Source organism: Cognatiyoonia koreensis, assembly GCF_900109295.1.
In the GTDB taxonomy this organism is placed as follows: domain Bacteria; phylum Pseudomonadota; class Alphaproteobacteria; order Rhodobacterales; family Rhodobacteraceae; genus Cognatiyoonia; species Cognatiyoonia koreensis.
In genome coordinates, this window is record NZ_FOIZ01000002.1 from 197929 (window position 1) to 219016 (window position 21088).

A 21088-nucleotide genomic window follows, 5' to 3' on the forward strand; every position below is an offset into this window, starting at 1 on the left:
GCGTTTGGTCGCGCGGCCCTTCTTGCTTTTTCAGACTGCGGCCTTGCGGCTTTCGTCCAGATAGATTTCGCGCAGCCGTGCAGCCACTGGCCCCGGCGTACCGTCGCCTAACGGCATTCCGTCGATTTCGACAACAGGCATGACAAAGGTACTGGCCGAGGTGATGAACGCCTCATCCGCATTCTGCGCCTCTTCAATCGAAAAGCTGCGCTCTTCGACTTGCATCTGGGCTTCGCGGGCGAACCGGAGAACGGCAGCGCGCGTAATTCCGTGCAGGATTTCGTTGCCGAGATGGCGCGTGATAATCGTGTTGCCCTTGACGATGTAAGCGTTGTTCGATGTGCCTTCCGTGACGGCCCCGTCCTCGACCATCCACGCATCATCCGCACCGGCGGCCTTGGCCATCATTTTGCCCATGGATGGATAGAGCAGTTGCACCGTCTTGATATCACGACGGCCCCAGCGCTGATCAGCAATGCTGATCACCTTCATGCCTTTTTGTGCGGCAGGGCTGTTGGCCAGACCGGGCTTGTTCTGCGTAAACAGAACGATCGTCGCGGGCGTATCATTCGGCGGGAAGGCAAAGTCACGGTCCGGCGGCGCACCGCGCGTGATTTGGAGATAAATCATCCCTTCATCGACATTGTTCAATCGCACGAGTTCACGATGCACTTCGAGCAGGTCATCCATCGAAATCGGCGCGGTCATGTCCAGCTCGTTCAACGACCTTTGCAGACGATTGGCGTGACCTGCAAAATCTATCAGTTTGCCATCCAGGACAGAGGTTACCTCGTAGACGCCATCCGCCATCAGAAACCCGCGATCAAAGATCGATACTTTGGCTTCGTTCTCGGGAAGGTATTCCCCGTTCAAGTACACTGTGCGCATGGTCATCCCCATAGTCCTGCCGCAGGCGCATGCACGCCCGCATCATCGAAAAGCAAAGGTTCATCGCGGTCTTCGGCCAGAAGAAGCGGCCCGTCAAGGTCCGTGAATGCCACACCCTGCGCGAGAATCGTTGCCGGTGCCATGGCCAAGGACGATCCTACCATACAGCCGACCATCACATCAAAGCCCGCCGCACGGGCATCTGCCTTAAGTGCCAATGCTTCTGTCAGCCCGCCGGTCTTGTCCAACTTGATGTTGATCATGTCATATTTTCCAACAAGATCCGGCAAGCTGTGACGATCATGACAGGATTCATCAGCGCAGACGGGCAAGGGGCGGGCAATCTCGGCCAGCATTCCGTCCTGCCCCGCTGGCAGTGGTTGTTCCACCATCTGCACGCCAAGCCGCACCAGATGGGGCGCGAGATCGGCATAGACGTCGGCGTTCCACCCTTCGTTCGCGTCGACGATGATCCGCGAGACCGGAGCGCCGCGCCTGACCGCTTCAAGTCGGACCATATCGTCCGGCGTACCTAGCTTTATCTTGAGTAGTGGGCGATGGGCATTCTGCGCCGCCTGCGCCTGCATCTTTTCGGGTGTATCAAGCGATAGGGTGAAGGCGGTGATTTCCGGTTGCGGCTGGGGCAATCCCAGCAAGTCCCAGACGCGCTTTCCTGCCCGTTTTGCGTCCAGATCCCAAAGCGCGCAGTCCATCGCGTTGCGGGCGGCCCCGGCCGGCAGAATGTCCTGGAGCGTTGCGCGGTCAATGTCCGCGGGCAGGCCCCGGATCAAGTCGGCGACACTGTCCAGCGTTTCGTTGTAGCGTGCATAGGGCACGCATTCACCGCGCCCAACATGCGTTCCATCTGCAATGGTCGCTGTCAGAACCTGCGCTTCCGTTCTGGAGCCACGACTGATTGTGAACACGTGTGCCAATCGAAACACGTCACGGTTAACGTCTATCTGCATGGCCACCCGATCCGTCTGATTGCGTTGCTTGGTGTCAGGCGGTGAATCTTTCTGCCCGAGCACTCAAGATCAGAAATCGGCAAGCGCATCAACCAAACGCCCGGCCCCTTGGCGAAACGGGTCCACAGTCGGTAGTCCCATGCGATCTTCGATTTCTCTCAGGTGATCCTCGAAAGTATCCGCACTCAGATGCTGGGTATTTACCGAAACGCCGACGATCTTGACGTTTGGATTAACGATCCGGCCCATGGTCAGGGAAAGATCCCGCAAGGCTTCCAGTGTTGGCAGTTCATAGTCTGGCAAGCCGCGCATATGAGTCCGTGTCGGTTCATGGGCCAGCACGATCGCATCTGGCTGACCACCATGAATCAGTGCCATCGTGACACCCGAATAAGAGGCGTGAAAAAGGCTGCCCTGCCCTTCGATATGGTCCCAATGGTCCGGGTCGTTATCAGGTGTCAAATATTCGACCGCACCTGCCATGAAATCCGCAATAACTGCATCAAGGGGCACACCACCGCCGGTGATCAGGATCCCCGTTTGACCTGTAGGGCGGAAAGTCGACTTCATGCCGCGCTTTTGCATTTCGGCGTCCATCGCGAGACCGGTATACATTTTCCCAACCGAACAATCCGTGCCGAGTGCAAGACACCGCTTGCCTGTCCGTTTCTTGCCGTTCGCGATGGGATAGGCGACCGACGGAATACGGACGTCGAAAAGTGTCCGTCCGTTCACGCGCGCGGCCGCCATCAGCTCTTTCTCATCGCGCAAGAGATTGTGGAGGCCCGAAGCGATATCGTATCCCATGTTCAGCGCACGGACGAGAACCTCTTTCCACGCCGCCGAGATATAGCCGCCCCGGTTTGCGACCCCGACAACAAGGGTCTTCGCACCAGCTGCGATCCCCTCTTCAAGCGTCATATCCACGATGCCAAGATCCGCGCCGCAGCCTTCCATCCGGAATTGCCCAACGGCGTTTTCCGGCCGCCAATCCGTGATCCCCTGCGCTACTTTGGCTGCAAGCTGGTCCGGCGCGTCGCCAAGAAACAAAAGGTAGGGTGTCTGGATCATGATACGTCTTTCTATTCGGGATTCGCATTCGTGTCGAAGGATTGCCCAAGCTCACCACAATGTGCTTCTTGATTCTGCCTCAAGAGTCCGTCGATACGAGAGATTCTTGCAATATTTTAAAGAATGATCGGACGACCTTGCGTGACAGCGAATGCACTCCGCACAAATACGAAACCCGGGCACATTTCTGCGCCCGGGTCAGGGAGTGAACGGCTGAGAGAAAATCAGCCTTTGGAGAACTCCGGATAGGCTTCCATACCCAGTTCAGACGTGTCGAGACCATTGATCTCGGCCTCTTCACTGACACGGATACCCACGACTGCTTTCATGATCACCCAGATCACAAGGCTGGCGACGAAGACAAAGCCCCCGATGATCACGAAGCCAAGGAACTGCGTTACGAAGCTTGTGCCATCGGTGTAGAATGGAACGGCCAGCGTCCCCCAGAGGCCTGCAATCAGGTGAACAGGGATGGCACCGACAACATCGTCAATCTTCATCTTGTCGAGCATCGGGACGGTCAGCACGACGATGACACCACCGACAGCACCAATCCAAAGCGCCCCAAACAACGTCGGATCAAGCGGACCTGCAGTGATGGAAACCAGACCGGCAAGCGCGCCGTTCAAAACCATTGTCAGGTCGACCTTGCCATAGATCAGCTGTGTAAGAACCAATGCAGTGACCGCACCTGCAGCTGCCGCCATGTTCGTATTGGCAAAGATCCGGCCCACATCTGTGATGTCCCCTACTGTGCCAGCCGCCAACTGCGACCCACCGTTGAAGCCAAACCAGCCCAGCCACAGAATGAACGTACCCAGTGTAGCAAGGGTCAGATTCGAGCCAGGCATCGGGATGACGCGGCCTTCCTTGTTGTATTTGCCAAGGCGCGGTCCAAGGATGATGGCACCGGCAAGCGCTGCAAAGCCACCAGCCGCGTGCACAAGTGTGGAGCCTGCAAAGTCAGAGAAGCCCATCGCAGAAACGAAGCCACCGCCCCACTGCCAGGATGCCTCGATCGGGTAGATGATCCCTGTCAGAATGACGACGAAGAACAGGAACGGCCACAGCTTGATGCGTTCAGCAAGCGTGCCCGAAACGATTGACGCAGTCGTCGCACAGAACATCAACTGAAAGAAGAAGTCCGACGAGTCAGATGCATAGCCGAGGTCCACACCTTCTGCACCCACGCCGACCGGCTGCAATACTGCCTGACCAATCGCGCCGAAATAACCGATGACGTTCACAATGGCATTGCCATCATCGTCTACACCCTCGGAGAGCGAATAGATCAGCCAGTTGATCTGGCTTTCATCAACTGCCCCAGCAGGGAACGACATTTCGCCCAGCGGATACATGATGTTGTAGCCGACCAGCCAGTACATGATCGCTGCCAGCGAGAAGAGGGCGATGTTCTTGGTCAGCTGTGTTGTGACGTTCTTTGAACGAACAAGTCCTGCTTCGAGCATCGCAAAGCCGGCTGCCATCCAAAACACGAGAAAGCCGCCCACAAGGAACAGCAACGTGGTCATGATGTAGGGGCCAACTTCGTTGAAGGTCGGTGCGTCCTGCGCCAGCGCGAAGGTCGGCAGGACCATCAGCGCGGCAGAGAGCGTAAGTGATTTCTTGAGTTGCATTGATTTGTTCCTTCTGTCGCGCTTACAGCGCTTCCTCGTTCGTCTCACCGGTGCGCACACGCACGGCACCTTCCACGTCGAGCGTGAAGATCTTGCCATCACCGATTTTGTCGGTCTTCGCGGTCGCTGCGATCGTGCTGACGACCTGTTCGGCCATCGTGTCTGCAACCACGATCTCCAGCTTGACCTTTGGCACGAAATTCACAGCGTATTCCGCGCCACGATAGATTTCGGTGTGTCCGGACTGTGCGCCGAACCCCTTGATTTCAGATACCATCATGCCGCGCACGCCGATGGACGTCAGCGCTTCGCGGACTTCCTCCAACTTGAACGGCTTGATTGTTGCGATGATGAGTTTCACGTGCGTCCCCTCGTTCTTGAACTTCGGCCCTGATTGCGCCGGATGCGGCTACAAGGTGCGGCGTTCGGGCGAATCTCAAGGAAGCGGGGCCTGATTTTGGGAGTGAGTTCAGCCGAATTGCACAATTTTTGCACAAATGGCCGCCTTCGCTTAATTTTTAGTCAGATAGAGAAAGTCCCCATCGGCAAAGGATCGCTCGCGACATTTGCGGATGAGCTGTTTAAGATGCATGAAAACGACAAATACGAATTGAGTGGCAGATGAGCGGAAACGGCAAGAATCGCGTGCCTTTGGTGGCTGAGCGGCGCTATCCAAAGGCGGCGAACGAAAAGGTGAAGACGTCGCCAGCGCCACGACGTGCTGCACCTGCACGCAAATCGAGGGGCATCGTAGGCTGGATCCTGTTTCCCTTCATCTGGACCATCAAACTGATATGGCGCTTTACATGGCGCATTGGTCTGGTGACTGCGGCCATTACCGGTGTAGCTGTCTTTTACTACGCCTCACAAATGTCTCCGATCGAAGATATCGTGGATGGACGGGTACGCGGTTCAGTTACATTAACCGACCGCGAAGGACAGGCGTTTACCGTGCGGGGCGAATCCTTCGGCGGAGCAATCACCGCAAATTCTGTCAGCCCGTATTTGAAAAACGCGGTCATCGCTTCTGAAGACAAACGGTTCTACTGGCATCCAGGCATCGACCCGCGCGGCATTGCATCTGCTGTGCGCATCAATCTGCGTGAAGGACGTGGACCTTTGTCCGGCAACGGCGGTTCCACATTGACACAGCAGACCGCAAAGCTGCTTTGCCTTGGCACACCGTTCGATCCAACACAGTGGGAAAACGAAGCCGCCTACGAGGCCGATTGTCGTCGCGGGACGATCTGGCGCAAGGTCAAAGAGGCCGTCTATGCAATGGCAATGGAAGTTGCGTATTCCAAGGACGAGATCCTGACGATCTACCTCAACCGTGCCTATCTTGGCAGCGGTAGCCGCGGTTTCGAAGCGGCCGCACAACGGTTTTTCGGGAAATCCGCTGCCGAACTGACCCCCGCCGAGGCCGCGATGCTGTCCGGCATCTTGCCTGCCCCTTCGCGACTGGCCCCGACGAACAATCTTGAACGGGCACAGGGCCGCGCAGGTGTCGTGATCGGATTGATGGAAGCCCAAGGCTATATCACGTCTCAGCAAGCGGCAGACGCAAAGGCGAACCCCGCAACCCTCACGCCCAGTGCCACCAAATCCACTGCGAGCTATTTCGCCGACTGGGTCATGGCCAGTGGTCCCGAATTTTTTACAAATAGCACGACCGAAGACGTCATAATTCGTTCAACGCTTGATCGGGAAATTCAGGATCACGCCGAAGCCGCCCTGAAGCACATCTTTGAAACCAAGGTCAGCGCCTCGTCAGAAGCAGAGGCCGCGATTGTCGTGATGTCCGCCGACGGTGCGGTTCGGGCAATGGTCGGTGGCCGCAGTGAGGGATTTTTCAACCGGGCGACCCAGGCACGGCGGCAGACTGGATCGGCCTTCAAGCCTTTCATCTACGCCACGGCACTGGAACTGGGTTTTTCCGGCGATGATCTGATTGATGACAGCCCGATCTCGATCGAAATTCCGGGGCAGCCGCCGTGGGAGCCCGGCAACTATGACAATCAGTTCAAAGGCATCATCACGCTCACGCAAGCACTAGCCGAAAGCCGTAACATCCCGGCCGTGGTTTTGTCTGAAGAAGTGGGGCGCGAGGCCGTCAGCACGGTTGCGCGTGGATTTGGCATCGAAAGCGACCTCGCCACAGGTCCGGCGCTCGCGCTTGGTGTTTCGGAAAGCACGCTGCTTGAAATGACAGGGGCCTATGCCGGCATCCTCAATGGCGGGTCATCGGTGACCCCGTACGGCCTGCTCGACTTGCGGATCAAGGGTGATGACGCGCCGCTAATGACCAATGACGGCACCGGGATCGGCGAACGGGTCATCCGTGAAGCAGGGGCACGCGAGCTGACATGGATGATGTCACGGGTTGTCGAAAGCGGCACCGGCACCCGCGCCCGTATGGATGGTTGGCAGATCGCCGGAAAGACCGGCACGACCAATTCGGCACGCGATGCTTGGTTCATTGCCTTCACAGGTGACTATGTCACCGGTGTCTGGATGGGATATGATGACAACCGTCCCCTGACAGGCGTGACGGGCGGTGGACTGCCTGCAGACATCTGGCGCGAGACGATGTCGCGCGTGACGGCCGGCCAGCAACCGACAGCACTGCCAGCAACACCGCCGCAGGGTGGATCAGGTGCAGGACCGATTCTGGATCAAGGCATCGTCGCCCCGGCTGAAATTCAGAACGTGTTGGACAATATCTTCAATCAGGTGAACAACTAGTCGCAAGCCTGATAGACGAATGCATAGCCGTCCCAAACCATGATGAGGCCATCGGGGTCTTCCGCAGGCTTCATCAGCATGGCGCGATCCGTCCAGACAGAGCCTTCACCCGAACACTGCATGGTGTAGAGTGTCGCCTCCATATCAACCACGTTCACCGGGCGGGTCATACGGCATTCAGTTTCAACGCCGTAGAAGATATTATCCTTGATTTCGAGCGCACCGCCTTCGACCCCGACAAGTGCGCATTCGGCATTTGCCGTCTGCTTGTAGACCCCATCGTAAGGATTTGCCGCGGCAATAGCTGGCAAAACAGCAAGCATAATCGAGAACCGGATCATATCGCATTCATCCTATTAATCAGACCCGCGATACTCCGACCTTCGCGATCCAGCATCGCACCGATTTCGGCGCGTTCAGTCAAGAGCATGTTCACGCCTTCAATAATGAAGTTGAAAAATGCATCGCGCCCTGAACGGTCCGACACGTGCCAGTCCATCCGAAATGGCTGGCGGCTGCGCAGCACGACAGAGGTTTCCACTTCAATCCAGCTCTTGACCGGACTCGCGCCGACCACGACGATCTGCCCGCCAACAAATTCACGGAAGCGTCGCCCGTATTTGGTGGCGATATAATTCCGGAAGGCCGCGGTGTACGCCGCCATTTCGCTAGCTGACGTCGCGCGCGCGTCAGCGCCAAGGCAGTAACGGGCTATGGTGGGGACATCTGAATACTTATCGAAGATTGCAGCAAAGCTTTGAATCATCGAAGCCTCTGATGCGCCGGATGCGATCACTGCGTTCACGTCGGCCACCAACGCAGTGACGAGGCGCTGTCCAGCCTCCGTGGTCGTTGCCCCAGCAATGTCGGGCATGCACGCGGCAGCCGCGGTGCCCGCCAGAAAGGATCGTCGCGTTATGGCCATGTCACTGATCTCCGAATAATTCATCATAAGGATCGACACTTTCAGATTCAGGAGTCGTTCCAAGTTCGAAACGCCTGTTTTGCAGATAGATCAGGCGCTGTTGTGCGTAGCTGTCTGCGCTGTCGCGCAAAACGGAATCGATCGTGTCGCCAAACTGATCCCGCTTGATGGCGCGACCTGCAAGCGTGCTTAGTGTACCGTAGTCCTTTTGCGGCCGCGTTCCCACGCTATCCAGCGGATCGATAATCGCATCAACAATCCGACCTGCAAACGCCCGTTCGGTTGATGGTCCCAGTATCGGCAGTTCAAGATAGGCACCTTCCGGAAAATTCCATACAGCGAGGGTTTCACCGAAATCCGTTTCCTCTTCGGTCAATCCGATTGCGCCCGCAGGATCAAGCAGACCACCGACACCAACAGTTGTATTGATCAGGAATCGCATCGTGTTTGTCGCGGCACCACCGATATCGGCCTGCAGCAAACCGTTCAGGACCATTCCCGGCAGTGCGACATTGTCGGCGAAATTAACCACCGTTTGCTTCAACTCTGGATCGATGCTTTCGCCGGAACCGCCAAGCTGACCGAATACCCTTTCATCAATCGCCTTGTTGAATTCGTGGACACGGCGGTTTTGTTCCTCATATGGATCGTGAACGGTGACACCGTCGGGTGCTGGCGCACAGGCGGATAGCAGGACAAGAACTGTTGGCAGGGCAAGACGTAAAGGCAACTCAGACACTCGCTATCAGGTCGTGATACATTGATGTGACCCCCACGGCAGGAAATTGCAATCCCGCCTGAATAGTGATGAAGTTCAAAGGCATTTTCGTTTAATCACAGCAGCATCAACAAGACGATCGATCAGACAAAGGCAGAAAAACGCGCATGGCAGACGAGATGACCAGAAAAGGCCGTGCAGAATTGCTCGCCGCACGCCGCGAAAGCCGCTCGCTTTACTGGATGGTGGGCATTTTCAGTTTCTTTGTGAACATGCTGATGCTGACGGGTCCGCTTTACATGCTGAACGTCTATGACCGCGTGCTTGGTTCGCGCAGCATTGAAACGCTTATCGCGCTCTCGGTCCTTGTGGGTTTCCTTTACGGCTGTATGGGCATTCTCGACTTTGTGCGCGGGCGCGTGATGGCGCGGGTCGGGGCACGGTTTCAGGCACAGCTTGACCGTCGCGTTTTCGGCGCTGTGCTGAAGGCGACGACGCTATCGCGCGCACCGCGCGAAGCAGCAACCGGTTTGCGCGATCTTGAAGCCGTACAACGCCTTATCACCTCCCCCGCACTCATGGCATTGTTCGATCTGCCTTGGGCACCGCTCTTTTTCTTTGGCATTTTCATTTTTCACCCATTGATGGGAATCCTTGCACTTATCGGCGGCACGATCCTGATCGCAGTGGCCCTATTTAACCAGTTGAGTACGCGTAAGCCGCTAGAACGCGCCAATGCCGCGTCATTCCAGTCTGAACAGATGGGTGCGCAAATCCGGTCGGAAAGCGAGATGGTTCACTCTCTTGGCATGCGCGAGGCCGCGTTTGATCGCTGGCAGATTGCCCGCGGGGAATCGCTTGATGCGACCATCGGAGCAGCAGACGCCGCAGGATCCTTCACCGCCGGAACCAAGGCGTTCCGCCTGTTCCTGCAGTCAGCCATGCTCGGGCTTGGTGCATATCTTGTGCTACAGAACGAACTGACACCGGGGGCGATGATTGCAGGCTCTATCCTGCTTGGTCGGGCGCTCGCCCCGATTGAAATGATCGTCAACCAGTGGGCGGTTTTCCAGAAGGGGCGCGAAGGCTGGGGCAATTTGGCTGTCCTGCTCGGGGCGATCCCTCCCGAAGAAACCCGCACGGCACTCCCCAAGCCGCAAGCGCGGCTTGTTGCGGATCAGGTTACCGTCATTCCGCCCGGCGAACAGCAGGCGTCACTGCGGATGATTTCCTTCAAGGTCGAGCCGGGTCAGGCTGTGGGTGTGATCGGCACATCAGGTGCCGGAAAATCATCGCTAGCGCGTGCGCTAACCGGTCTTTGGCGACCCGCAGGCGGCAAGATCAGATTGGATGGAGCGGCACTCGATCAGTACGATCCTGACGTGCTTGGACAACACATCGGATATCTGCCACAGCGCGTTCAGCTGTTCGAAGGCACGATCAAGGAGAATATCGCGCGGATGTCGATGACACCGGATGATGCCGCAGTTGTCGTTGCCGCCAAGAAAGCCGCGGCACACGAAATGATTTTGCAATTGCCCGACGGATACGACACGCGGGTGAGCGCGAATGGCGGCAGACTGTCAGGCGGGCAAATCCAGCGCGTGGGGCTGGCACGGGCCATGTATGGTGACCCTGTTGTGCTGGTGCTGGACGAACCGAATTCCAACCTCGACAACGACGGTTCGACCGCACTCAATCACGCAATCCGTGCCGCCAAAAAGGAGGGTAAGATCGTCTTTATCATGGCGCACCGCCCTGCTGCGATCCAGGAATGCGACCTTTTGCTGATGATTGAAAACGGTGCGCGACGCGCCTTTGGCCCCAAGGACGATGTTCTGCGAGAGATTGTTAAGAACCACGACCAGATCACGCAGTCCAAAGGCCAAGCCGGAGGCGTATCATGACAAATTCCGACCATAAGAAACGCTGGTCAACGACCCGTCCCATGATCGTCGGCCTGTTGGCACTGCTTATTCTGGTTGGCGGCTTTGGTACCTGGGCGGTCATGGCGCAGATCAATGGCGCGGTCATCGCCTCGGGCCAGATCGAAGTTGATCGCAATCGGCAGGTGATCCAGCATCCGGATGGCGGCGTCGTCGCGGAGATCATCGTCGACGAAGGTGATACGGTTGCCGAGGGCGATCTTCTGATCCGCCTTGATGCTTCGGTGCTGCAATCTGAACTTGCGGTCGTCGAAGGGCAGTTGTTTGAAATCCTTGCGCGCAGGGGCAGACTGGAAGCCGAAAGGGATGGTTCGGATACGATCGTTTTCGACTCGACCCTTCTGGACGGCGGCGACGATGCTGCTGAACTCATGGACGGGCAGATGCGGCTTTTTGTGGCGCGCCTAGAAAGTGTCAGCCGCGCAACCGAACAACTGACACAGCAGCGCGCACAAATCGCAAGCCAACTGAACGGCATTGCCGCGCAGCAAGAGGCCCTGAACCAGCAGCGCGATCTGATCGCCGAGGAACTTACCGATCAGCAGTCACTGCTGGATCGTGGATTGGCACAGGCCAGCCGGGTTCTCGCGCTGCGTCGTGAAGAAGCGAACCTTCTGGGACGCGCCGGCGAACTGACGGCGCAGGCTGCGCAAGCCAGCGAGCGGATGACGGAAATTGAGATCCAGATACTCGGCCTGACGACCACGCGCCGCGAGGAGGCGATTACCCGCCTGCGTGACCTGCAATTCAACGAACTTGAGCTGTCGGAACGGCGGCGCACCCTGCGCCAGCAACTTGACCGGCTCGACATTCGTGCACCTGTCAGCGGAATCGTCTACGGCTTGCAGGTATTTGCGCCCCGCTCTGTCATACGGGCCGCCGATCCTGTGATGTTCCTTGTGCCACAGGACCGGCCTCTAGTGATCGCAACCCAAGTGCAACTGACCGACATTGACCAGATCCATGTCGGGCAGGATGTAACCCTCAGGTTCTCGGCACTGGACCAGCGACGGACCCCCGAACTGCGCGGGCAAGTGACCCTGATTTCCGCTGACGCGTTTCAGGATGAAGGAAGTCCCGTGTCTTACTACCGTGCGGAAGTTCAGATGATGGAAGGCGAAATCGACAGGTTACCCGAGGGCACCACCCTGATCCCCGGCATGCCGGTCGAAGCATTCGTGCGCACGGCCGATCGCAGTCCGATGGACTATCTTATCAAGCCGCTTGCGGACTACTTTGCCAAGGCATTCCGCGAGTCCTGATTGATCCTGTTACGCAGGGCGGGTAGCAAGGTGGAAACACCGGAGATCTGCCATGACATCTGCTATTGAATCGCGGCTTGCTGAATTGGGCGTCACACTGCCAGACGCCCCTGCCCCCGCTGCAAACTATGTGCCCTTCGTTATCACGGGCAATACTGTGTACGTCTCAGGCCAGATCAGCCAATCCGATGGCAGCCTGATTACAGGTCGGCTGGGTGACAGCCTGTCTGCCGAACAGGGTGCAACTGCCGCCCGCGCCTGTGCGATATCCCTGCTTGCACAGCTCAAGGCCGCTTGTGATGGCGATATTGACCGGCTCGTGCGCGTGGTCAAGCTAACCGGGTTCGTCAATTCCACACCGGAATTCACCGATCAGCCGAAAGTCATCAACGGATGTTCGGATTTCATGGTCGAAGCCTTGGGTGACAAGGGCAAGCACGCGCGCTCTGCCGTCAGTGCAGCCGCCCTGCCACTGGGCGTTGCCGTCGAAATCGAAGGCATATTCGAAATTTCATGAGACTACCGTCTTCTTTCCTTGCACGTCCGTTCGCACACCGTGGCCTGCACGATGTGACGGCAGGACGCGCCGAAAACAGCCCCGGCGCTTTCGCAGCAGCGATCGGACACGGCTATGGCATCGAACTTGACCTGCAACTTTCAAAGGACGGACAGGCCATGGTTTTTCACGACTATGATCTGGAACGGCTGGCAGGCATACGCGGGGCTGTCGCACAAAAGACGGCGCTCGAACTTTCTGCGATCGCCCTTTTGCATGATGGCGATGCCATTCCAACCTTGTCAGACGTGCTGGCGCAGGTTTCCGGACAGGTGCCGCTTCTGATCGAGATCAAGGATCAGGATGGTGGTATGGGTCCGAACGTTGGGAAATTGGAAATGGCTACGGCAAACCTTTTGCGTGATTATCAAGGTGACGTTGCCGTGATGTCCTTTAATCCGCATTCCGTGGCCGCGATGCGTGAACTGCTTCCCGATACGCCACGCGGTTTGACGACATGCCGCTACAAGCGCAAGGACTGGCCCACGCTCAAGAAGCTGGTCCGCCACGGCTTGCGCAAAATTCCGAACTTTGCGGATGTTGATGCCTCTTTCATTAGCCATGACCGTAAAGACCTTGACCGTGGCTACGTCCGCCGGGTGAAGAAAGCCGGTTATCCGGTGCTGACATGGACGATCAAATCGCCCGCGCAAGAGGCTGAAGCCCGCAAGATTGCGGATAACATCACTTTTGAAGGCTATCTGGCTTGACCACAGCCGATCCGCTGCCAGTTAGTCTGGCATGACCGAAGCCCTTGAAATCACGACGCATCCGTCAATCCGCGAGATTGGCAAAGGCGATTGGGATGCATGTGCGTGCCCCGAAGCGGGGTCTGCTCGTCCTGCCGATCCCTTCACGACATTCAGGTTTCTTTCGGCATTGGAAGAGTCGGGCTCTGTCGGACGCGGCACTGGCTGGCAGCCACACTATCTTTGCGCAAAGCAAGGCGATCGCGTGATTGCCGTCGCGCCCATGTATGCCAAGACGCACAGTCAGGGTGAGTACATGTTCGATCATAACTGGGCGCATGCATATGAAAACGGCGGTGGGCAGTATTATCCCAAACTCCAGATTGCAGTGCCTTTCACGCCGGCGACAGGGCGCAGGTTCCTCACCCGCCCTGGTTTTGATGTGGTTGGTATGTCCGCGATCCTGCAGGGTGCCATCCAGATCGCCAACGACAACCGACTTTCTTCGGTTCACGCGACGTTTTGCACTGAGGCTGAGTCACTCGCAGGTCAGGAAATGGGCTTGCTGGGGCGCGTTGGCCAGCAATTCCACTGGCTGAACAATGATTATGGCGATTTCGATACCTTCCTTGGCAGCCTATCCAGCCGAAAGAGAAAAAACATCCGCAAGGAACGTGCGACGGCGCAGGGTTTCGGTGGCGAAATCGTCAATTTAACGGGGGATGCGATACGCCCTGAACACTGGGATGCCTTTTGGCAGTTCTATCAGGATACCGGCAACCGTAAATGGGGAACGCCTTATCTGACACGCGACTTTTTCGACATTGCACATGAAACCTTACGCGACGACATCCTGCTTAGCCTCGCTGTGCGCGACGGCACGCCGGTTGCGGGCGCGATGAGCCTTATTGGACGCGAGACTTTGTTTGGGCGATATTGGGGCTGTACCGAACACCATCCCTGCTTGCATTTCGAACTGTGCTATTATCAGGCACTGGACTATGCGATCGCGCACGGCATGAAACGTGTCGAAGCTGGCGCACAGGGCGAGCACAAGCTGGCGCGAGGGTATTTGCCAACCGCGACGCACTCGCTTCATTGGGTCGGAGATGCGGGCTTTCGGGACGCAATTGCCCGTTATCTGAAAGCAGAGAAGAACGCGATCGATCACGAAATCGAAGTGCTGACCAGTTATGGTCCGTTCAGAAAAGAACAACGAGAGGAGCAACAATGACCAAACTTGACGACGACGGGCGCAAGTCGCTGACAGATGCAGGTTGGACCTTGGTCGACGGTCGCGATGCCGTCACCAAAACGTACGAATTCAAGAATTTCATCGAGGCTTTCGGCTTTATGACAAAGGCGGCGATCTGGGCCGAAAAACTGAACCATCACCCCGAGTGGTTCAACGTTTACAAGAAGGTAGAAGTGACGTTGACAACCCATGATGTCGACGGGCTGAGCGAGTTAGACGCCAAGCTTGCCGAAAAAATGGACGCGCTTGCAAAGTAGCACGCGCGCCCGAAATGCTTACATTGCGTCCAGTAGCGTTTCGCCTGCGGATATCTCGCATTCGCCGGGGCTGGCTTCTTCGTTCAGCACTTTCACGACGCCATCTTCAATCAGCATCGTGTAACGCTTTGAACGGCCATAGAAACCAACTGGCGGGGCCGTGAAATCCATGCCGATTGCCTTGGTGAATGCGCCATCGGCATCCGCCAGAACAGTGATTCCAGCATCCTTAGCGCCCGTGCTGTCAGCCCACGCATCGCAAACGAATGGGTCGTTGACCGTCACGCAGATGATTTCGTCCACGCCCTTCGCTGCGAATTGGTCCTTGGTGCGAATAAAACTTGGCATATGTGCTGCAGTGCAGGTTCGCGTATAGGCACCGGGAAGTCCAAAGATGACGACCTTGCGACCATTCAGCCTGTCCGCAAGATTGACTGCTGCAGGGCCGTCGGCCCCGACGTGAAGTAGGTTGGCGTCAGGTAGTGTGTCGCCCGTAGAAATTGCCATGAAATGGACCCCCATTCGGAATTGCGTTGTGATGCAGGACATATAGGGTGACCCACACAAAGCACCACCGAGGACGCAAACGAATGACGCATTTTGTTGTTATAGGTGCCGGGCAAGCCGGATCGTCACTCGTGGCCAAACTTCGGACAGAGGGGTTTGACGGTGACATTACACTTATCGGCGGTGAAAGCGTCCCACCCTATCAGCGGCCGCCATTGTCCAAAGCCTATCTGCTGGGAGAGATGACGAAAGAACGCTTGTTTCTACGGCCAGAGGCATATTATGCGGACCATAACATCACGCTCAAGCTTGGCACACGCGCCGTTGGGATCGATCCGGCCGCACAGGTCGTCACGCTCAACTCGGGCGAGGAATTGCACTACGACGCGCTTGCGCTGACAACAGGGGCGCATCCGCGCGAGCTGCCTGCACGCATTGGCGGTTCGCTTGAGAACGTCTTTACAGTCCGCGATCTAAGCGATGCTGACCGTATGGCGCCCGCCTTCAAGGCGGGGGCCAGGGCGTTGATCGTTGGTGGCGGCTATATTGGCCTTGAAGCGGCGGCGGTCGCGAAAAAGCGTGGCGTGGACGTGACCCTGATCGAGATGTCAGACCGTATTCTTCAACGGGTTGCGGCACCAGAAACCTCTGACTATTTCCGGACCTTGCACGAAAGCCACGGGGTTAAAATCCTGGAAGGCATTGGCTTGGAAGAGTTACTGGGAGACAGTGCAGTGACCCGTGCGCGACTTGACGATGGCACAATCCTTGATCTGGATTTCGTGGTCGTCGGAGTCGGAATCCACCCGGCCACGATTCTTGCTGATGCTGCAGGGCTTGCTATCGACAACGGCATTGCCACGGATACGTTCGGGCGCACGTCAGACCCGCACATCTGGGCCGCTGGTGATTGCGCATCATGCGATTGGAATGGACAGCGCATCCGTATCGAAAGCGTCGGCAACGCGATCGATCAGGCTGAAATCGTTGCCTGCAACATGATGGGTCAGAACAAACCATTTGTGCCAAAACCATGGTTCTGGTCGGACCAATATGACTGCAAGTTGCAGATCGCTGGCCTGAACCTTGGTTATACGGAAGTCATCGTCAAAAAGGGGGATGGCCAGTCGCATTGGTATTACAAGCATAACGAACTGATTGCTGTCGATGCGATGAACGACCCGCGCAATTATATGATTGGCAAGCGACTAATCGAAGCTGGCAAGAGCCCCGACAAGGCTGTCATTGCGGATCCAAACACCGACATGAAAGCGCTATTGAAAGCGTGAGGATTATCGCGGGCACCCATCGCGGCACACAGCTTTCTGCCGTCGGCAAGGGCGACGCGGCAGCACATCTGCGCCCAACCACGGACCGCGTCCGCGAAAGTCTGTTCAACGTACTGCAAAGTGGGCGGTTCGGTGATCCCATCAGCGGTGCACGCGTGCTTGACCTCTTTGCCGGAACCGGTGCGCTGGGGCTCGAAGCCCTTTCACGAGGGGCCGCACATGTCACATTCGTCGATAGCGGGCGCGTGGCCCAAAAACTGATACGCGACAATATCGCCAAACTTCGACGTGAACCGGATTGCACTTTGATTGGCAGCGATGCGCAGAAACTGCCCACAGCCCCCAACCCTTGCGTGTTGGTGTTTATCGACCCACCTTACGGCCAAAACCGCGGCGGCCCGGCACTTGCACACGCAAAGGCCCAGCGCTGGATCGCCTCCGAAGCTCTGATCGTCTGGGAGGAAAGTTCCGCACAGATTGCCCCGCCAGGCTGTACCATTCTGGACCAGCGCCGCTATGGCGACAGCTGGATCACGTTCATGAAAGCCGACACATGACCCTGAAGCTTGTCATTTTCGATTGTGACGGCGTACTGGTCGACAGCGAACCAATCACGTCTGCCGTGATTTCGCAAAACCTTGCAAAATACGGCCTGCCCATCCCGGTGGATGAGGTCGACAGGCTATTCAGCGGCGGCACGATGCAAGGAGTCTTTGAAACTGCAAAAAGCGAAGGGGCACAGTTACCCGACGAATGGCTTGATGAAATCTATGCGCTGATCTTCGCAGAACTGGCCAAAGGCGTCCCGGTTTTTCCCGGGCTCTTCGACCTGCTCGATGAGTTGCGAGCCGCGAACGTGCAATGCGCCGTTGCGTCCAACGGACCGATGCAGAAGATGCAAATCACGCTGACCCCGTCGGGACTTTGGGACCGGTTAGATGGCTGGATTTTTTCACGCGAGCACTTCAGGCCCAAACCCGCACCGGACATGATATTTCACGCCATGAAAGTCGCGGGGGCCCGTGACTCTGAAACCGTATTCATCGACGATACCGTTTCCGGATGCCGTGCCGGTATTGCAGCAGGTGTGAAGACGTATGGTTTCACCCAAGGGCGGAGCACGAAAGAGCTTTCGATGATCGGTGCAATCCCGATCCACAGCATGGCAGATATCGCAACACAGCTGCTCTCAGCGCGCTAGCGCGTCCCGCCATTGCTATTTAAGACTGTGCCAACTGCGTTGCTACTTCGCCGTGTCAGCCGAACGTGTTGAAAAGCCCGCCCGGTGACAGCGTGAAGATATCAGCGCCGTCCGCCGTGATTCCGATGGAATGTTCGTATTGCGCGGACAGGGACTTGTCGCGTGTCACCGCTGTCCAGTCATCGGCCAGCACCTTGGTTTCCGGACGACCCAGATTGATCATCGGTTCGATGGTGAAGAACATGCCTTCTTCCAGAACCGATCCCGTGCCGGGGCGACCATAGTGCAGGACGTTAGGTGGCGCGTGGAACACCCGCCCCAACCCATGACCACAGAAATCCCGGACAACGGAAGTGCGTTGAGATTCGGCATAAGTCTGGATTGCCGCCCCGATATCGCCAAACGTATTCCCGGGTTTTGCTGCCTCGATCCCTTTCATCAACGCATCATGCGTGATCTGCACAAGCCGCTCGGCCTTGCGGGAAATTTTGCCTGCGACGTACATGCGGCTGGTATCCCCAAACCAGCCGTCGACAATGACGGTCACGTCGATGTTCAGGATGTCGCCTTCTTTCAGGACCTTATCGCCGGGAATTCCGTGGCAGACGACATGGTTTACAGAAATGCAGCTTGCGTGCTTGTAACCCTTGTAACCGATCGTGGCAGAGGTCGCGCCCGCATCGGCCACCCATTGCGTAATCAACCGGTCAAGTTCCCCAGTCGTCTGACCTGGAAAGACGTGAGTGCCGATATCGTCAAGAATACGCGCCGCCAACTGTCCAGCAGCATGCATTCCTGCAAAGTCAGCTGCTTCATGAATGCGGATACCGTCTTTGGTCAATCGGCCGGAATTTGTCTGCACGGGTTACACCTTTGGAATTGTCAGAGGCCACATAGGGGATTCTGCAGCCCAAAACCAGCCATCGCCCCCAATTAGCCGAGTTGCCGCCAGATGGTCAAACTGGACGTTGGAAGGTGTTCCTCTGGTGGTCCGCCATCAGTCGATCGAAAATGGCAACGTTCGGCGAAGCGTGATCGCTTCCGGTCCAATCTCACAATCCATCGCCAGCACTTCGACACCGGTGGCGGCGCGGAAAGCGGACAGATAGTTCGGATCCAGATCGCCCGCGATGCTGACACGATCACAGTCTGTGCGCTGCACGAGATAGAACATCATGGCGCGATGCCCTTCCGCGGCCATCTTGGCAAGCTCGCCCAGATGTTTTGCACCACGTGCCGTCACGCTATCAGGAAATTCGGCCAGCCCCCGGTTGCGGGACAAGGTGACGCTTTTCACCTCGACATAGCAATCCGGGCCGTCACCACTGAGCAGGAAATCAATGCGGCTTTTTTCGCCATAGCCCACCTCTGCACGCACCGTGTTGTAGCTTTGCAGCCGCGGTACTTGCCCGGATTCCAGCGCCGCTCGTAGTGCGCGGTTGGGAACAGAAGTGTCAACACCGGTGAAATGGCCATTTTCATGATCGACCAATCGCCATCCGTACTTCAGCTTTTTCTTTGGGTCATCGTTGGGTTCCAGCCAGATCCGTGTACCCGGTGCCGCCAAACCCATCATGCTTCCCGGATTGGCGCAATGCGCGGTAATCTCTGTCCCATCATCCAGCGTCGCGTCTGCCAAAAATCGCTTGTATCGTTTGATCAGGCGGGCGGGCACAAGAGGCGTGGCAAATTTCATAGCCCGCCTATATCAACACCCAGAAAAAAGGAGAAGCCGATGTCAAACCCGAGTGCTGCCATGCTGGTCATTGGCGACGAAATCCTGTCAGGCCGCACGCGGGATGCGAACATGCATTATCTTGCAAACGAACTGACGGGGGTTGGTATTGACCTCAAAGAAGTGCGCATCGTGTCCGATGAACGCGTGGCCATTGTCGATGCCGTCCGTGCGCTGTCGTCGGCGTATGATAACGTATTCACCTCGGGCGGGATCGGTCCGACGCATGATGACATTACTGCTGACTGCATTGCAGCGGCGTTCGATGTTCCAATCGACGTACGAGACGATGCGCGTGCGCTGTTACAGGCCCATTACGATCGATCAGGCCAGGAATTAAATGCACCCCGTCTGCGCATGGCGCGCATTCCCGATGGGGCAACGTTGATCGACAACCCTGTCAGCACGGCCCCCGGATTTACGCTGCGCAATGTGCATGTCATGGCAGGTGTGCCGAAGGTCTTTCAGGCTATGGTTGCAAGTCTTTTGACGAAGCTGACAACCGGAAAACCGCTGTTGTCGCGCACATTGCGGATTGATCGAGGTGAAGGCGATATCGCAGGACCACTAGGCGAATTCGCAGATGAATTTCCGGACTTATCTGTTGGATCCTATCCGTTCCAGCAAAGTACGGGTCAATATGGATCGAATATCGTTGTGCGAGGACAGGATACAAACCAGCTCGATCGTGCCATGATCCGACTGGAGACGCTGTTTGCGTGACCTCGCAAAACTTTACGCCGTGATCGACGCAACATGGCCTGCGGCTGAAATACGCAAGGTCGGTCAGGTGACGATCCGACGAGGTCTTGGCGGCGGAAGTCGGGTGAGCGCTGCGACGGCACCAGGTTCACTTACCCCAAATGAGTTGGCAAATTCCGAACAAGCGATGCGTGCGTGGGACCAGACGCCACGATTCATGATACGTTTCGGCAATACCGCACTCGATACGCAACTGGCAGCGGCTGGGTACGTCCCGCATGACAAAACGCAAATCTATTTGTGTCCGATCACTGAAATCGCGCGAGAAAGGCCCCCTCCGGTATCCACTTTCGTGACTTGGCCACCGTTGGCGGTACAGCAAGAAATCTGGGCGGCGGGAGGCATCGGGCCGGAACGCATCGCGATCATGGAGCGGGCAAAGGGGCAAAAAGCCACGATTCTCGGGCGGGTCGACGACCGGCCAGCAGGAACGCTTTATGTGGCCTGTGAGAACGACATCGCGATGGTTCACGCGGTCGAAGTGCTGCCTGAATACCGGCGCAGAGGGCTAGCCCGATACTTGATGTCGGCGGCAGGTTTTTGGGCAATAGATCGCGGCATGACACATCTTGCCTTGCTAACGACGCAGGCAAACACTGCCGCCAACCCGCTCTACGCTTCCCTCGGGATGGATGTTGTGGGACAGTATCATTATCGCAAACTTCCGGAGTGACGCG

23 protein-coding genes are annotated in these 21088 nt (G+C 57.0%); 12 read left to right on the plus strand and 11 right to left on the minus strand.

From position 1 onward, the window contains the following. Nucleotides 1-30: 30 nt before the first annotated feature. From BMY44_RS12705 to BMY44_RS12725, 5 genes are all read right to left on the minus strand, one after another. Nucleotides 31-894, minus strand: coding sequence for a D-amino-acid transaminase (locus tag BMY44_RS12705; RefSeq protein WP_089997155.1), 864 nt, complete (start codon nucleotides 892-894; stop codon nucleotides 31-33). Beyond that, the gene (gene dgcA, locus BMY44_RS12710; RefSeq protein ID WP_089997156.1) at nucleotides 891-1856 is read right to left on the minus strand and encodes an N-acetyl-D-Glu racemase DgcA; all 966 of its coding nucleotides are present in this window, start codon (nucleotides 1854-1856) and stop codon (nucleotides 891-893) included. Before dgcA ends, BMY44_RS12705 begins: the two co-directional genes overlap by 4 nt. Nucleotides 1857-1925: 69 nt before the next feature. Further along, nucleotides 1926-2927 carry an N-acetyltransferase DgcN gene (gene dgcN, locus BMY44_RS12715; RefSeq protein ID WP_089995445.1) on the minus strand — a complete coding sequence of 334 codons (1002 nt, stop codon included), beginning with the start codon at nucleotides 2925-2927 and terminating at the stop codon, nucleotides 1926-1928. 224 nt (nucleotides 2928-3151) lie between these two features. Next, nucleotides 3152-4564: an ammonium transporter family protein gene (locus tag BMY44_RS12720; RefSeq protein WP_089995448.1), complete on the minus strand. Its 1413-nt coding sequence runs from the start codon at nucleotides 4562-4564 to the stop codon at nucleotides 3152-3154. A 22-nt stretch (nucleotides 4565-4586) separates the two neighbouring features. Then, a complete protein-coding gene (locus BMY44_RS12725) occupies nucleotides 4587-4925 on the minus strand; it encodes a P-II family nitrogen regulator (RefSeq protein WP_089995451.1) in 339 nt (112 codons plus the stop codon). A gap of 260 nt (nucleotides 4926-5185) precedes the next feature. On the opposite strand from BMY44_RS12725, the gene BMY44_RS12735 reads away from it, so the two are divergent. Beyond that, nucleotides 5186-7309: a transglycosylase domain-containing protein gene (locus BMY44_RS12735; protein WP_089995454.1), complete on the plus strand. Its 2124-nt coding sequence runs from the start codon at nucleotides 5186-5188 to the stop codon at nucleotides 7307-7309. On the opposite strand, the gene BMY44_RS12740 is transcribed toward BMY44_RS12735, so the two are convergent. Genes BMY44_RS12740 through BMY44_RS12750 form a run of 3 tightly spaced genes read right to left on the minus strand, consistent with a single transcriptional unit; the run spans nucleotide 7306 to nucleotide 8973 of the window. Then, nucleotides 7306-7650, minus strand: coding sequence for a hypothetical protein (locus BMY44_RS12740; protein WP_089995456.1), 345 nt, complete (start codon nucleotides 7648-7650; stop codon nucleotides 7306-7308). The two genes, BMY44_RS12735 and BMY44_RS12740, sit on opposite strands and share 4 nt — an antisense overlap. Continuing rightward, nucleotides 7647-8234, minus strand: a complete 588-nt coding sequence (locus BMY44_RS12745) for an MlaC/ttg2D family ABC transporter substrate-binding protein (RefSeq protein WP_089997157.1) — start codon at nucleotides 8232-8234, stop codon at nucleotides 7647-7649. The genes BMY44_RS12740 and BMY44_RS12745 overlap by 4 nt, the downstream gene beginning before the upstream one ends. Before the next feature lies 1 nt (nucleotide 8235). Beyond that, on the minus strand, nucleotides 8236-8973 hold the full coding sequence (locus BMY44_RS12750) for an MlaA family lipoprotein (protein ID WP_089995457.1): 738 nt from the start codon (nucleotides 8971-8973) through the stop codon (nucleotides 8236-8238). Nucleotides 8974-9119: 146 nt separating this feature from the next. Between BMY44_RS12750 and BMY44_RS12755 the strand changes: the two genes are divergently transcribed. From BMY44_RS12755 to BMY44_RS12780, 6 genes are read left to right on the plus strand one after another with little or no spacing between them, the layout of a single operon-like run. Beyond that, nucleotides 9120-10859 (plus strand): type I secretion system permease/ATPase, encoded by a 1740-nt coding sequence (locus BMY44_RS12755; RefSeq protein ID WP_089995460.1) that lies wholly within the window; start codon nucleotides 9120-9122, stop codon nucleotides 10857-10859. Continuing rightward, on the plus strand, nucleotides 10856-12160 hold the full coding sequence (locus tag BMY44_RS12760; RefSeq protein WP_089995463.1) for an HlyD family type I secretion periplasmic adaptor subunit: 1305 nt from the start codon (nucleotides 10856-10858) through the stop codon (nucleotides 12158-12160). The genes BMY44_RS12755 and BMY44_RS12760 overlap by 4 nt, the downstream gene beginning before the upstream one ends. Before the next feature lie 52 nt (nucleotides 12161-12212). After that, complete coding sequence (locus tag BMY44_RS12765) at nucleotides 12213-12677, plus strand: RidA family protein (protein ID WP_089995466.1); 465 nt, start codon at nucleotides 12213-12215, stop codon at nucleotides 12675-12677. Continuing rightward, nucleotides 12674-13426, plus strand: coding sequence for a glycerophosphodiester phosphodiesterase family protein (locus BMY44_RS12770; RefSeq protein WP_089995470.1), 753 nt, complete (start codon nucleotides 12674-12676; stop codon nucleotides 13424-13426). Before BMY44_RS12765 ends, BMY44_RS12770 begins: the two co-directional genes overlap by 4 nt. 31 nt (nucleotides 13427-13457) lie before the next feature. Next, the gene (locus BMY44_RS12775) at nucleotides 13458-14639 is read left to right on the plus strand and encodes a GNAT family N-acetyltransferase (RefSeq protein ID WP_089995473.1); all 1182 of its coding nucleotides are present in this window, start codon (nucleotides 13458-13460) and stop codon (nucleotides 14637-14639) included. Further along, nucleotides 14636-14917 (plus strand): 4a-hydroxytetrahydrobiopterin dehydratase, encoded by a 282-nt coding sequence (locus tag BMY44_RS12780; RefSeq protein WP_089995476.1) that lies wholly within the window; start codon nucleotides 14636-14638, stop codon nucleotides 14915-14917. Before BMY44_RS12775 ends, BMY44_RS12780 begins: the two co-directional genes overlap by 4 nt. Before the next feature lie 18 nt (nucleotides 14918-14935). Here the strand turns inward: BMY44_RS12780 and BMY44_RS12785 are convergent, their stop codons facing one another. Beyond that, nucleotides 14936-15424, minus strand: a complete 489-nt coding sequence (locus BMY44_RS12785; RefSeq protein WP_089997158.1) for a peroxiredoxin — start codon at nucleotides 15422-15424, stop codon at nucleotides 14936-14938. An 83-nt stretch (nucleotides 15425-15507) separates the two neighbouring features. Between BMY44_RS12785 and BMY44_RS12790 the strand changes: the two genes are divergently transcribed. Genes BMY44_RS12790 through BMY44_RS12800 form a run of 3 tightly spaced genes read left to right on the plus strand, consistent with a single transcriptional unit; the run spans nucleotide 15508 to nucleotide 17914 of the window. Next, nucleotides 15508-16713, plus strand: coding sequence for an NAD(P)/FAD-dependent oxidoreductase (locus BMY44_RS12790; RefSeq protein ID WP_089995479.1), 1206 nt, complete (start codon nucleotides 15508-15510; stop codon nucleotides 16711-16713). Next, on the plus strand, nucleotides 16710-17270 hold the full coding sequence (gene rsmD, locus BMY44_RS12795) for a 16S rRNA (guanine(966)-N(2))-methyltransferase RsmD (RefSeq protein WP_089995482.1): 561 nt from the start codon (nucleotides 16710-16712) through the stop codon (nucleotides 17268-17270). The genes BMY44_RS12790 and rsmD overlap by 4 nt, the downstream gene beginning before the upstream one ends. Continuing rightward, a complete protein-coding gene (locus tag BMY44_RS12800) occupies nucleotides 17267-17914 on the plus strand; it encodes an HAD family hydrolase (protein ID WP_089995485.1) in 648 nt (215 codons plus the stop codon). Before rsmD ends, BMY44_RS12800 begins: the two co-directional genes overlap by 4 nt. A 55-nt stretch (nucleotides 17915-17969) precedes the next feature. Here BMY44_RS12800 and map read toward each other — a convergent pair whose 3' ends face one another. Continuing rightward, the gene (map, locus tag BMY44_RS12805) at nucleotides 17970-18776 is read right to left on the minus strand and encodes a type I methionyl aminopeptidase (protein WP_089995488.1); all 807 of its coding nucleotides are present in this window, start codon (nucleotides 18774-18776) and stop codon (nucleotides 17970-17972) included. A gap of 135 nt (nucleotides 18777-18911) precedes the next feature. Further along, entirely contained in the window at nucleotides 18912-19610 is a 699-nt protein-coding gene (gene sfsA, locus BMY44_RS12810; RefSeq protein ID WP_089995490.1) for a DNA/RNA nuclease SfsA, read from the minus strand. A gap of 39 nt (nucleotides 19611-19649) precedes the next feature. Here sfsA and BMY44_RS12815 point away from each other — a divergent pair, with 39 nt between their 5' ends. After that, nucleotides 19650-20372: a competence/damage-inducible protein A gene (locus BMY44_RS12815; protein WP_089995492.1), complete on the plus strand. Its 723-nt coding sequence runs from the start codon at nucleotides 19650-19652 to the stop codon at nucleotides 20370-20372. Further along, the gene (locus tag BMY44_RS12820; protein WP_089995495.1) at nucleotides 20365-21084 is read left to right on the plus strand and encodes a GNAT family N-acetyltransferase; all 720 of its coding nucleotides are present in this window, start codon (nucleotides 20365-20367) and stop codon (nucleotides 21082-21084) included. The genes BMY44_RS12815 and BMY44_RS12820 overlap by 8 nt, the downstream gene beginning before the upstream one ends. The last annotated feature ends 4 nt before the right edge of the window (nucleotides 21085-21088 follow it).

Bases quoted from the DNA above. Each gene is read 5' to 3' on its own strand.
- dgcN (WP_089995445.1), bottom strand. From the start codon at position 2,927: ATGATCCAGACACCCTACCTTTTGTTTCTTGGCGACGCGCCGGACCAG.
- BMY44_RS12785 (WP_089997158.1), bottom strand. From the start codon at position 15,424: ATGGCAATTTCTACGGGCGACACACTACCTGACGCCAACCTACTTCAC.
- BMY44_RS12780 (WP_089995476.1), top strand. From the start codon at position 14,636: ATGACCAAACTTGACGACGACGGGCGCAAGTCGCTGACAGATGCAGGT.
- BMY44_RS12735 (WP_089995454.1), top strand. From the start codon at position 5,186: ATGAGCGGAAACGGCAAGAATCGCGTGCCTTTGGTGGCTGAGCGGCGC.
- BMY44_RS12770 (WP_089995470.1), top strand. From the start codon at position 12,674: ATGAGACTACCGTCTTCTTTCCTTGCACGTCCGTTCGCACACCGTGGC.
- BMY44_RS12800 (WP_089995485.1), top strand. From the start codon at position 17,267: ATGACCCTGAAGCTTGTCATTTTCGATTGTGACGGCGTACTGGTCGAC.
- dgcA (WP_089997156.1), bottom strand. From the start codon at position 1,856: ATGCAGATAGACGTTAACCGTGACGTGTTTCGATTGGCACACGTGTTC.
- BMY44_RS12720 (WP_089995448.1), bottom strand. From the start codon at position 4,564: ATGCAACTCAAGAAATCACTTACGCTCTCTGCCGCGCTGATGGTCCTG.
- BMY44_RS12790 (WP_089995479.1), top strand. From the start codon at position 15,508: ATGACGCATTTTGTTGTTATAGGTGCCGGGCAAGCCGGATCGTCACTC.
- BMY44_RS12760 (WP_089995463.1), top strand. From the start codon at position 10,856: ATGACAAATTCCGACCATAAGAAACGCTGGTCAACGACCCGTCCCATG.
- BMY44_RS12815 (WP_089995492.1), top strand. From the start codon at position 19,650: ATGTCAAACCCGAGTGCTGCCATGCTGGTCATTGGCGACGAAATCCTG.
- BMY44_RS12775 (WP_089995473.1), top strand. From the start codon at position 13,458: ATGACCGAAGCCCTTGAAATCACGACGCATCCGTCAATCCGCGAGATT.
- sfsA (WP_089995490.1), bottom strand. From the start codon at position 19,610: ATGAAATTTGCCACGCCTCTTGTGCCCGCCCGCCTGATCAAACGATAC.
- BMY44_RS12745 (WP_089997157.1), bottom strand. From the start codon at position 8,234: ATGGCCATAACGCGACGATCCTTTCTGGCGGGCACCGCGGCTGCCGCG.
- BMY44_RS12765 (WP_089995466.1), top strand. From the start codon at position 12,213: ATGACATCTGCTATTGAATCGCGGCTTGCTGAATTGGGCGTCACACTG.
- BMY44_RS12740 (WP_089995456.1), bottom strand. From the start codon at position 7,650: ATGATCCGGTTCTCGATTATGCTTGCTGTTTTGCCAGCTATTGCCGCG.
- BMY44_RS12755 (WP_089995460.1), top strand. From the start codon at position 9,120: ATGGCAGACGAGATGACCAGAAAAGGCCGTGCAGAATTGCTCGCCGCA.
- BMY44_RS12705 (WP_089997155.1), bottom strand. From the start codon at position 894: ATGACCATGCGCACAGTGTACTTGAACGGGGAATACCTTCCCGAGAAC.